An 11,039-nucleotide genomic window follows, 5' to 3' on the forward strand; every position below is an offset into this window, starting at 1 on the left:
GTGGGCGAGGTGGGGTGCCCGCTGACCAGGGCGTCTCCCGAGACGAGGACACCGGCCTCCGGCAGTTCGTACCCGCAGTGACCCGCGGTGTGGCCCGGAGTGTGGACGGGCACCGGACGCCCCGGCAGGTCGAGCGGGCCCGTCGTGGGGAACGCCCGTGGGCCGGTGACGCGGGAGTCCGCGGTGCCGCCCGAGCGGATGGCGTGCACGGCCCACGGGAGCACCCCGGGGCGCCATGCGTTCCTCAGCACCGTGCCGACGGAGACCTGGTGCAGGAACTCCCGGCGTGCGTGGGGCACTTCGTCCTCGTGCAGGAGGACGGGGGTGCCGTAGGCGCGGCTGAAGTGCTCGGCGGAACCGATGTGATCGTTGTGGGCGTGGGTGACGAGGATCGCCGCGACGGCCTCCGGTCTGTGCCCGGTCGCCGCCAGAGACTCCAGGACGAGCTCCCGGTCACCGGGGTAGCCGCAGTCGATGAGCGTGGCCGCGTCGCCGTCGCTCAGGATGACCCAGTTCGTATTGCTGCCGTGAACGAGGTGGACGCCGTCGGCGACGCGGACGAGGGTGTTTTCGCGCATGACCCGCACTCCTCCGGAGAACTGCCGGAGGCCGGTGTCCTCGTCTCGGGAGACGCCCTGGTCAGCGGGCACCCCACCTCGCCCACCCGCGGCCCCCAGCTGCTGCCCGAAATGTTCGACAAGGACCGCGAACGCACCCGCGCCTCCCTGGACATCATGGAGCGGGTGGCCGCCGACGTGCTGCTTCCCGGCCACGGCCCGCTGCACCGGGGGCCGGTGCGCGAGGCGGCACGGCGCGCCCGCGACCTCGCCTCGTGAACGTCACCGGTCCCCGCCCGGCGATGACGGTCACCGGGACCGCCGCGGTTCAGGGCGGACAGTCCCGACCCGTCGCGGTTCAGGACAGATAGTCCTCAACCTGGCCGGCGGGCCTGGCCCGGGCCTCCGCGGGGTCCTGGCCCGCCTCGACCTTCGCGCGGCGCTGGCGGAGCAGGTCCCAGCACTGGTCGAGCTGCCGCTCCAGGTCACCGAGCCGGGACTGCTCGGTCGACGAGTCGATCCGGCCGCCCGCGAGCTGCTCGCGCAGGTCCCTCTCCTCGGCGATCATCGCCGTGATCCGGTCGAGTATCAGCTTCTCGGCATCGCTCTCGTGCTGCTGCTGCGTCATCGGAACAGGCCCTTCCTCGTCCGCCGGTGACAACGGTCCTCTCCTCCAATCTGACACCTGACGTGTGCCTGGCGCGCCCGATGAGCGTGCCCGGACGGGGCAGACGGCCGCAGAGACCGGCCGGCCGGGCCCGGCGGGCGCCGCTCACCGGCGGCGCCGCACCGGGCCAAAACCGGCACGACGAGCGCGATCCGGCACGAGCGAGCCCGAGAGGGAGGCGGACGATGGCGGACACGTCGATGAGAGCCATGGGTGGGCCCAGTCCTTCCCCGTGTCCGGCGAGGTGCGGGCGGGACGGCGGGAAGAGAGCCCGCCCGCCGCGCCGGCTCGACTCCGTCCGGGCTCCCGATGGCGGAGCCGATGCCCGGCCATCGGCCGGGCCCGTTCACGATCGCCCCGCTGCCCGTCCTTCGCTGCCGCTCGTTTGCGTTCCGGCACTCCCCGAGGGCGGGCCGCGTGCGCGGTTCAGTCCCGCGCGGGCACGCCGGAGCCGCCTCGCGGAGGACGCCGCCCGGCGCCCTCGCGGGAGATCCGGCACACGACCGCCACCGGCGCAGGTCACTTTTCGTCCCCAGCGGGTAGACGGAAGACGACCATGAAGCGAGGCGAAGTCGCGGGAGGCTCACCGTCGACGAGTGCGACCAGGCACATTGTGGATCCCGCGCACTGGAAAGGGCCTGAAGTGACCCAGTCCGCACGTAAGGAGGACCGCAGCACAGCCCCGCTGTCCGCGCTGCGTGCAGGCACCGCCTACGCCGGGGACCCGTCGATGATCCCCGCCGCCAGGGACTTCGCCGACGCGTTCCTCGACGACGCGGCGGCGAGGGGCGTACAGGTGGCCCGGCGGCAGCGGGACGCGGTCAGGCTCGTGGTCAGCGAACTGGTCACGAACGTGGTCCGGCACGCGCCGGGGCCGTGCCGGCTCGGCCTCCGGTTGCGTGACGGGACGCTGGAGGTCTCGGTGACCGACACCTCGCCCAGTACCCCCGCCCCGCTGCCGCGCGACCCGTCACGGATCGGACAGCACGGACTCGAGATCGTGCACGCCCTGTGCGTCGCCGTCGAGGAGGAGCGCACCCCGGCCGGCAAGACGGTCCGCGTCTGCATCGCCGTCACCTGAACGTGCCGGGCGCCGGATCCGTAAGACGACCGGCGAAGCTGACCCGGGCACCTGTGCGTTCGCAGGTGTCCGGACCTCGCCGGGTGGGCACCGTCCGCTCAACCGGCGGCCGGAACGCCGCGGCGGATGAGGGGTGGAAGGCACATGCAGGACGCTCGCGCACGGATCGACCGTACCCGCACCCCCGGGGGATCACCGTCGTCACCGCGGCAGGCGAACTCGACGCCACCACGGCGCCCGCCCTGGAAGAGGCGCTCACACTGCCCCCGACGCCCCCAGGCCGTGCGTCGTCATCAATCTGAAGGGCACGACGTTCCTGGACTCCAGCAGCATCAACAGCAGCATCAACGCCCTTCTCCGGGCCCACCACGCCACGGAGTCGGCAGGGGGATGGATCCGGCTGAGCGAGGCCGGCGAGCCCGCGCTCCGCGTCATCCAGCTGATCGGCCTCGACAAGATCATCCCGTTGTACCCCACGCTGGACCACGCTCTGGCCGCCCGATTCCCCGCGGTGCCGCCCGCCCCGGTGGCGGCCGCTCGGCATCCGCCTCGCACGCCCGCCCGGAACGGCGGGCGACAGCCGGGGACAGGACACGACGGCCCGGACGATCTCCTCCGGGTTGCGGTAGCTGCCCTCGGAGGGAAGATCCCGAACCGCGTCCAGCACCTCGTCGGGGGCGTGCCGCTCCGCCAGGGTCCTGGTGAGCGACTGCCGGTCGGCGGGGTAGGACTTGCGGTCGAGATGACGGGCCAGTTCGAACCGCAGGGCTTCGGCATCGGCCCGGGCCTGCGCACGCTCGCGCTCCTCACCCGGAGGCGGCACCGGCCCGCCGGGGTGCACCCGGACGTCGTCGTCGGCCACCGGTTCGGGATCGAGGGCGTCCTGCGTGTGGGTGTGCTGCCCGGATCGCAGATAGCCCTGCAACGCGTGCTTCATCTCGTCGTCCTTGTGCGGGCTCACCGGGTTGCTGCCTCGCTGCATGGGGGGACACCTCCCAGGGTCCGTGACGCGGCGGCGCCGTCTGTTCGTGAGTCACAGGCCGGGGTACCCGGACGGGGCGAACTAACACAGAACGAGACGCACGGTCTTCCTGCGCCGTCGTTGCCTTCCGCCGGTCGTCGGTTTCCCCGTGGGGCAGGGGGTACCCGCGCCCGACCACGACCGATTCGTCCCTCATTGTGAACTGGAGGTGATGGGCATGACGACCTCATCCCGGCCGGGCATGGAGTCCCATCCCGACATCCTCGCCATGCGCAACCGCCATGACATGGCCGAACGCGCGACGACCACCCCGCGGGCCCAGGCCGTCGAGACGATGGCCCTGGTCACAGGCCTGTATCTCGCCGCCTCCCCGTGGATCGCGGGGTTCAACGGTCTGTCCACGCTGGCCGTCAACAACCTGATCGTGGGTATCGCCTTCGCGCTGCTCATGAGCGGTGGCTTCGGCCGCGCCTACGAGCGGACCCACAGCATGGCGTGGGCGGCCTGCGCACTCGGCGCGTGGACGATCATCGCTCCGTGGGTCGTGTCGGGCAACGTCGACACCACCCGCACCGTCGTCAACAACATCATCGTGGGCGCCGTCGCCCTGCTCCTCGCCCTCGCAGCCAGTGCGGCGGCGAGGGCGGCCGAGGGCGGCGGCCGAAGGCGCGGCGCGTCGTACGGAGGTGCCGGCACCCGCTAGGGGCATCCGCCGTAACGTACCTCCGCGGCCGGCGGCGGTTTCACCGGCCGCACCCGCATCGCGCAACCCGCACACGGGGCGGCGGCGACTCCCGAGTCGCCGCCGCCCCTTAGCCCTGCTGCTGCCGTACGCGCCTCGTAGGCGCGCCCGCGCCGTGTCGAAGTCCAGCCACGAGCCCACGCCGTCGTCAGTGCAGGATCTTCTCCTTGACCCGGCGGTACTCCTCGTCGGAGATGTCGCCGCGGGCGCGGATCTCGGAGAGCTTCGCCAGCTCCTCGACCTCGCTGGTACGCCCCGCGGTGCCCGCCGTCTCCCGGATGTAGGTGTCGACGGCCTGCTGCTGCGCACGTGCGTGCTGCTGCTCCCGGGTGCCCATCTGCTTTCCCCGGGCGACGACGTAGACGAAAACGCCGAGGAAGGGGAGCACGATCACGAAGACGAGCCATGCCGTCTTGGCCCAGCCGCTCAGGGTGTCGTCGCGGAAGATGTCGGCGACGATCCGGAAGAGCAGGAACAGCCAGAGCACCCAGAGGAAGATCCAGAGCATGGTCCAGAACGCTCCCAGCAGTGGGTAGTCGTAGGCCACGTACACGTAGTCGCCCATGTCCCTCTCCCGTTCTCCTGTTCGATTGTTCGATCTGTCTCCGTGCGGAGCCAGCATGTCCTTGGCGAAGCAAGCATGTTGCCCAGCGGCGGCCGGGCACCTCACCCGGCAGGGGTGAGACTTCGCCCGCAGGCCCGGCGAATGGTCCGGAGCCTCCGGTCAGGCGGCCCTCGGACGGCGGTCTCCCGGGCCGCCGGCGGTGGGTCGCGGCTCTGGCTCACGCTCCGGCTCGCCCGAGGCCGCGGCAAGGACGCCGAGGACGAGCAGGACGAGTACGACGAGTCCCAGGACGAGTGCCACCGCCCCCGGTGTCGGGTGGTTCCACAGCACCAGCGCGAGCACCCCGGCCGCGATGACGACGCCCGTCGTCCAGCGACGGTTCGCCCGGAGCCAGCGGCCGACCGCGCCGGTGCGGCCGCCCGCACGGGCCATGGCGCGTCCGGTGGCACCCGTGCCCTTGGCGGCTGCGGCGCGTACGAAGCGAGCGCCGCGTCCCGGCCCGTAGAGGTACGCGGCCAGCGCGGTGATGACCGCGACGACCAGGACCGTACGCGTCCCTTCGCGCAGGAAGCGGACAAGGGTGTCGTAGATGGCGGCCGCGGCGTCCTGGGGGAGCGTGGTGGGCGGAACGGAGTCGAGGTACACGCGGCGCATCACGGCGAGGGCGACGAGCAGGAGGATCATCATCACGCCCACGCCGATCGCGGCGGCCATCAGCGCCATCCGGTGCGCGGGGGCCGTCCAGACGGCCAGCGCGGCGAGCGCGACGGCCACGACGGGCAGCCAGGTTCCGACCACGTCCAGCAGGCGCATGGCGTCCTGCGCCTCGTCGAGCTTGTCCACCTGGACGAGCGGGATCGTCCGGTCCACCTCGGGGATCTGCGAGGCCAGGCCGAACCCCGAGTCGACCAGCCGCTGCTTGACCTCCTCGACGAGCACCCCGACATCGAGTTCGATCGTGTCGCCCCGGGTCTGGACGGCGGTGCTCCCCTGGCCGGTGAGGACCTTCACCACGACGGCGTGGGCGCGGCGGTTGGCGTTCTCCCAGATCTGCTCGAACTGGTCGCTGGTGACCACTCGGGTCACCACGCCGCGCACGGCGGAGTCGAGGGCGTTCTTCAGCGGGCCGGTCAGCAGATCGGCGCTGTCCACCACCTTCGGGGGCGCACCCGAGTCCTTCAGGACCTTGGCGAGGGACTCGGTGATCGCGGCCACGTCCACCTCGCCGACGATGCGACTGGTGAGTTTCTCGGTCACCGCACTCTGGACGGCGGGCTCGGAAGCGATGGGCGCGACCGTCTGGACGTACCGGTCTGTGTCGGAGACTTCGTCGTCCACCCAGGACGCGACCACGGAGACCGGGGCGAGGAGGAACGCCAGCAGGAGCAGCACCGACGCGGCGGCGTAGCGCAGATGCCGGTGGCGCACGGCGGAGGCCTCGCGCAGCCGCTCGTACTCCTCGCGCTGGGCGGCGGTCAGCGGGCGCCCGTCGGAGGGGCGGTCACCGCCTCCGGGTACGGGGGGGCCGGACGGGTCCATGGGTCCTCCTCGCCAGGGTCCGAAGTAGGGCGGTCGTCAGTCCGGCAGACGGTGCATCTCCTCGACCCGCAGGCCGAGGTCCTGGAATCGCAGGAGGAGCCCGTAGAGATGCGCCTCGTCGGTGATCTCGCCGAAGAGCAGCGTCTGCCGCGGGGCCGGCACGCCCTCGAGTTCGGGAAACGCCTCGGTCAGGGACGAGGAGACAGCGCCGGTGACACGGAACTCGTACCGCATGCGTGAGCCGCTCCTCCCTCCCCGGCGTGCGCCGGGGTCTCCTGAATGCTGCGCACGGCGGTGTACGGCCGGCATCACCCGTATGTGGTGATCTGAGGACGGTGATCCGCGAAGGCGCCTGAGGCGTCGCGGGCCACGGACGCCGCGGGGCGACGGTGGGCAGATCGGACGGGACGGCGGTGGGCGGCTCAGAGGAGATGGAGTTCGCGGCCCCGCTCCACCGCCTCCCGGCGGCGCGAGACGCCCAGCTTGCGGTAGACGCTGCGCAGATGCGTCTTGACGGTGTTCGCCGAGAGGTGAAGTGCGGCGGCGATCTCCTCGGTGGACATCATCAGAGCCACATGGGCGAGCACCTCGCGCTCACGCCGGCTGAGCCGCTCGACGACCGCACCGGGACCGTCAGGCAGCACGGCCCCGGACCGGTCCCGACCCCGGTCCCGGTCCCGGAGCAGGGGCCGGAGCCATGGCCCGCTCTCCGTGAAGGGCCGCTTCAGCCCCTCCGGGCGCGCCGTGTCCACGGCTCGCGCGAGCAGGGCGCGGGCCGTGGCGGTGTCGTGGCGCAGCACCGCTGCGTGAACACGCACCAGGTACGCCCTGACACGTTCGCCCGGACCCGCCGCGGAGGACTCCTCGACCGAAGCGGCGAGGAGCAGGGCCGGCTCGGTGTGCCCGGCGGCGAGCTCCGCCAGGGCCACGGCGACGGTGCGGGCCGGGTCGGGGCTCTCCGGCGCCTCCGGTTCCGGCGGCGGTCCGTCCCCGTCCCCGTCCCCGTCCCCGGGAGCACCCTGCGGGCCGGGAGCGTGCAGCGCGGCGAGGGCGGCAGCGGGGTCGCCCACGGCCAGGGCCACCGCCGAGCGTGCGAGAGCCAGCCGGGCGGCGGCCCACGGTGCGCGGCCGGCTCCGCTGCCGGCGAGGACGTCCGCGGCCCTGCCGGGACGCCCGCGCGCCAGTTCGCAGGCGGAGCGCAGGACAGCCCTCTGGACGGCCAGCGAAGGATCGTCGTGCACGTCGGGGAAGTCCTCCGCCAGGTCGAGGTGGTGGTACGCGGTGTACGGGTCGTCCCGTTCCACCGCCACGGCGGCGAGCGCGAGCCTGCAGGCGCCGGAGCGGCGTGAGTGCGGCACGCCATGGCTCCGGGCCACGGCCACGGCGTGCGCGGCGTGCTCCTCGGCCGCCGTCAGCGCCCCGCGGGCCGCCTCGGCCAGGGCGAGCCGGCCCAGCGCCGCGTGCTGAACCGCGCGGGTGGACTCGGCGCCGGCGCAGGCGCCGAGGGTTTCGGCGAAGGCGGTGACGGCCTCGTCGAGGCGGCCGCACCCGAGGAGCGCGCAGGCCAGCCCGTAACGGCGCAGCGCCTCGGTCTCGGGGTGCTCCTTGAGTCGGTACGCCGGCACCTGGTCCATGAGCGCCGCAGCATGCAGGGCCGCCTCGCGCGCCGGCTCCGCGCAGTCGCCGGCCGGCGCGGCGCGTCCGCTCCCCGCGGCGGCGCCGGTGGACCGGCAGAGCAGGGTCAGCAGAGCATGGGTGAGCCGCGTCTCCGGGCTGGGGGCGGGACCGCCCCGGCCCGTCTCACGACGCAGGCGGTGGCCGGCGGCCGCGAGACGGGCGCGGGAGCCCGGCAGGTCGTGCGCGGCCAGGCGGCAGGCGGCCGCGACGAGGGCGGGCCCGGCGCCGGGTACGTCGTCCGGCATGCGGGCGAAGAGTCCGGCGAGGCGGTCCGCGTCCGGGCCGGTCAGCAGGCGCCCCACCATCAGCCGCTCGACGGCGAGCGCGCACGCGTACCGCCAGTCCCCCGCGGCCGTCGCGTGGCGGAGGGCGTCCTCGGGCCGGCCCGCATCAGCCAGCAGCCGGGCCGCCCGGCGGTGCAGCCGCGACTCCAGCCCGGGGTGTCCGCGGCGCAGATACGTCCGCAGGACACCGGCGAACAGTGGATGGAGCCGGCACCACGGGGTGTCGCCGACCGGTTCGACGAAGGCGTTGGCGCGGACGAGCCGGTCCAGGACGGCCGCGGAGTCCTTCCGCCCGGTCAGCGCGTCGGCGAGTTCCGGGTGGACGCGGTCCAGGATGCTGACCCGCATGAGCAGTTCCCGGGTGGCAGGGGGCTGCGCGTCCAGCACCTCGGCGAGGAGGTAGTCGGAGACGGCCCGTTCCGACGCTGCCAGCGACCGGACGAATCCGTCCGGGTCTGCGGAGTTCTCCATGGCCAGGGCGCACAGCCGGAGTCCGGCGGCCCAGCCGTCGGTTCGTGCGGTGAGCGTGTCCACCGTGTCCCTGTCCGGCGCGAGTCCGTGGCGGCGCATCAGCAGCCCCGCCTCGTGCGGGGTGAAGGCGAGCTCCGCGGCGCGGATCTCGGTGACGCGGTCCTCGGCGCGGTAGCGGTGCAGGGGCAGCATCGGGTCCACGCGGCTGAGCAGCACCAGGCGCAGCCGGCCCCGCGCGTGGTCGAGGACGAACTCCAGGGAGCGCGTGACCTCGCGGTCGTGCAGCTTGTCCAGACCGTCGAGCACCAGGACCACGGGCTCGGGCAGCCGGTCCAGGGCGCACACCAGCGAGGAGAGCCGCCCGTGGCCCGCGGCCGTGAGGGGACCGGGGGCCCCGGCCCGCTCGCCGAGCGGCACGAGACGCCGTGCGAACGCCTCCAGTGCATAGGCCCAGAAGGTGCCGGGGACGTCGTCGGACGCGTCGAGGGTCAGCCATGTGACGGGCCCCGGGGCCGCCCCCGACCGTACCCAGGAGGCGGCGGCGGTCGTCTTCCCGGAACCGGCCGGGCCGGTGACCACCGTGAGCGGACCGGACACCGCGCCCGTGAGCCGGTTCACGAGCCGTCGGCGCCGTACGTGGGTGCGGAGCTCGGCGGGCGGTTCGAACTTCGCCGCGAGCAGGTGGTCGCCGGAGAGGACCGCGCCGATCCCCTCGTCGGCCGTCGCTGTTCTGAGTGAGGCCATCGGCCACCGCCACGAGGTCAGGACCGGCGCGGGTGCGGCGGATTCCTCTGCCGCCGGCATCCGGCGCACGGCGCACACGATGTCGGGCCCGTCCGGCTCCGGCGTGTGAGCCGGTCCGGCAGGCCGGGGGAACCGGCGTCCGACGGCCCACGTCCGAACCGGCCGGTAACTCCATGAAACGCTCGGGGGGTGATGATCGCCACGCGGGGCCGTGCCCATCCGGTCCCAGGTGGTCGCCCTCTCGCGTACGCGCCCTGCCCCGGCCGGAACCCCTCGGCCCGGGGCCGGAGCCATTCGGGCCGGGGCCGGAGCCCCTCGGGCCGGGGCCGGAATCCCCCGGACCGGGTGACGCGCCGCCGCGAGGCCCGTGATGGCATGGGCCGGCACCCGCGCGAGGGAGGTCTCATGCCGACTGCTGTGCCTGCGGGAGGACGGGCGGATCCGCGCCGGGCGGCGCGCCTCGCACTGACGGCGGCCGCGGCCGCCGTGCTGGTCGTGCTGCTCTTCGCGGGACTGGCGAGTGTCGCGCTGGTCGGGGTGGGTCTGGCCGGACTGGTCGTCACGGCGGCGGCACTGTGGTGGGCGCTGGTCTCGCGAGGAACGGCGAGGGCCCTGGCGGTGGCTCTCGCCGTCACGGCGCCCGTCGTCGTACTGGCACTCTTCGCGGCCGCCGAACTGCTGTGGGTGGTGCTCGTCGCCCTCGCGCTCTGGGCGGGGGCCGTCCTCTGCGGCAAGTACGCGCTTGCCGTGTCGGGCGAGTCGGCCGGGCCCGTGGAAGTCCCGGTGCCGAGGCCCGCCCACCCGTTCCTGATCATGAACCCGCGCTCGGGCGGCGGGAAGGTGGACCGGTTCGGCCTGGTGGAGCGGGCCATGGCGCGGGGAGCGGAGGTCGTCGTCCTCGACCCGGCGCACCCGCAGGACGTACGGGCGCTCGCCGAGCGGGCCGCCGACGAGGGCGCCGACCTGCTCGGTGTCGCCGGGGGCGACGGCACCCAGGCGCTGGTCGCCGGCGTCGCGGCCGAAAGGAACCTTCCGTTCATGGTGGTTTCCGCGGGGACCCGCAACCACTTCGCCATGGACCTGGGACTCGACCGGGACGACCCCTCGACCTGCCTGGACGCGCTCACCGACGGTGTCGAGACGCGGGTCGATCTCGGCTTCATCGGCGAGCGGGTGTTCGTCAACAATGCCTCGTTCGGCGCGTACGCGGCCGTGGTGCAGAGTCCCGCGTACCGCGACGACAAGGTGCGCACGGTCCTCCAGTTGCTGCCCGACCTGCTGACCCACCAGTCGGGCCCGCACCTGTCCGTACGCACCGGGGCCGGCGCGTCCCTCGACCGGCCTCAGGCCGTCCTCGTGAGCAACAACCCGTACCGCACGGACGACCCGGCCGGGCTCGGCCGCCGCGAGAGGCTCGACTCGGGGGTGCTGGGGGTGCTGGGCGTCCGGGTGGACAACGCGGTGCAGGCCGCGGGCATGCTCCGGGGCAGGAACGCGCCGGGCCTGACCGCGCTCACCGCGCGGGAGGTCGTCGTCGAAGCCGACACCCCGACCGTGCCGGTCGGTGTGGACGGGGAGGCCCTCACCGTGCCGGCCCCCGTGCGCTGCCGGATCGAACCCGGCGCCCTGCGGGTGCGGCTGCCGCGGCACCGGCCGGGAGCGCGCCGGCGGACCTGGCCTGGGGGGTGAAGGTGTCGATGCCGGTGGTGCGGAGCCATGCCTCGGCCCAG

The 11,039-nt window shown here is 73.8% G+C and carries 10 protein-coding genes and 2 pseudogenes; 5 read left to right on the top strand and 7 right to left on the bottom strand.

The features are described 5' to 3' along the window. Positions 1-578: MBL fold metallo-hydrolase (locus GUY61_RS27730; RefSeq protein ID WP_166632993.1), on the bottom strand; the 578-nt coding region annotated here is incomplete at its 3' end. Here GUY61_RS27730 and GUY61_RS27735 point away from each other — a divergent pair. Beyond that, positions 528-836: an MBL fold metallo-hydrolase gene (locus GUY61_RS27735; RefSeq protein ID WP_398957121.1), complete on the top strand. Its 309-nt coding sequence runs from the start codon at positions 528-530 to the stop codon at positions 834-836. The two genes, GUY61_RS27730 and GUY61_RS27735, sit on opposite strands and share 51 nt — an antisense overlap. 79 nt (positions 837-915) lie before the next feature. Here the strand turns inward: GUY61_RS27735 and GUY61_RS27740 are convergent, their stop codons facing one another. After that, entirely contained in the window at positions 916-1,185 is a 270-nt protein-coding gene (locus GUY61_RS27740) for a DUF2630 family protein (protein ID WP_166632994.1), read from the bottom strand. Between the two features lie 682 nt (positions 1,186-1,867). On the opposite strand from GUY61_RS27740, the gene GUY61_RS27745 reads away from it, so the two are divergent. After that, positions 1,868-2,305 (top strand): ATP-binding protein, encoded by a 438-nt coding sequence (locus GUY61_RS27745; RefSeq protein ID WP_313896889.1) that lies wholly within the window; start codon positions 1,868-1,870, stop codon positions 2,303-2,305. Positions 2,306-2,438: 133 nt separating this feature from the next. Then, a pseudogene (locus GUY61_RS41955) lies at positions 2,439-2,735 on the top strand (hypothetical protein); the annotation flags it as partial. A gap of 189 nt (positions 2,736-2,924) precedes the next feature. On the opposite strand, the pseudogene GUY61_RS41960 reads toward GUY61_RS41955, so the two are convergent. Then, positions 2,925-3,287: pseudogene (locus tag GUY61_RS41960) on the bottom strand (DUF2795 domain-containing protein); the annotation flags it as partial. A 217-nt stretch (positions 3,288-3,504) separates the two neighbouring features. Between GUY61_RS41960 and GUY61_RS27755 the strand changes: the two are divergent. Next, positions 3,505-3,990, top strand: a complete 486-nt coding sequence (locus GUY61_RS27755; RefSeq protein WP_208106532.1) for an SPW repeat protein — start codon at positions 3,505-3,507, stop codon at positions 3,988-3,990. Positions 3,991-4,177: 187 nt separating this feature from the next. Here the strand turns inward: GUY61_RS27755 and GUY61_RS27760 are convergent, their stop codons facing one another. The 4 genes from GUY61_RS27760 to GUY61_RS27775 all read right to left on the bottom strand — a co-directional run bounded on the left by GUY61_RS27760 (position 4,178) and on the right by GUY61_RS27775 (position 9,309). Next, complete coding sequence (locus tag GUY61_RS27760) at positions 4,178-4,594, bottom strand: SHOCT domain-containing protein (RefSeq protein WP_166632996.1); 417 nt, start codon at positions 4,592-4,594, stop codon at positions 4,178-4,180. Positions 4,595-4,753: 159 nt separating this feature from the next. Next, on the bottom strand, positions 4,754-6,133 hold the full coding sequence (locus GUY61_RS27765) for a hypothetical protein (RefSeq protein ID WP_166632997.1): 1,380 nt from the start codon (positions 6,131-6,133) through the stop codon (positions 4,754-4,756). A 36-nt stretch (positions 6,134-6,169) separates the two neighbouring features. Further along, on the bottom strand, positions 6,170-6,367 hold the full coding sequence (locus GUY61_RS27770; protein ID WP_166632998.1) for a hypothetical protein: 198 nt from the start codon (positions 6,365-6,367) through the stop codon (positions 6,170-6,172). A gap of 188 nt (positions 6,368-6,555) precedes the next feature. Beyond that, complete coding sequence (locus GUY61_RS27775) at positions 6,556-9,309, bottom strand: LuxR C-terminal-related transcriptional regulator (RefSeq protein ID WP_166632999.1); 2,754 nt, start codon at positions 9,307-9,309, stop codon at positions 6,556-6,558. A gap of 405 nt (positions 9,310-9,714) precedes the next feature. Between GUY61_RS27775 and GUY61_RS27780 the strand changes: the two genes are divergently transcribed. Next, positions 9,715-10,998, top strand: a complete 1,284-nt coding sequence (locus GUY61_RS27780) for a diacylglycerol kinase family protein (protein ID WP_166633000.1) — start codon at positions 9,715-9,717, stop codon at positions 10,996-10,998. The last annotated feature ends 41 nt before the right edge of the window (positions 10,999-11,039 follow it).

The organism is Streptomyces sp. GC420, assembly GCF_009916105.1.
Classification (GTDB): domain Bacteria; phylum Actinomycetota; class Actinomycetes; order Streptomycetales; family Streptomycetaceae; genus Streptomyces.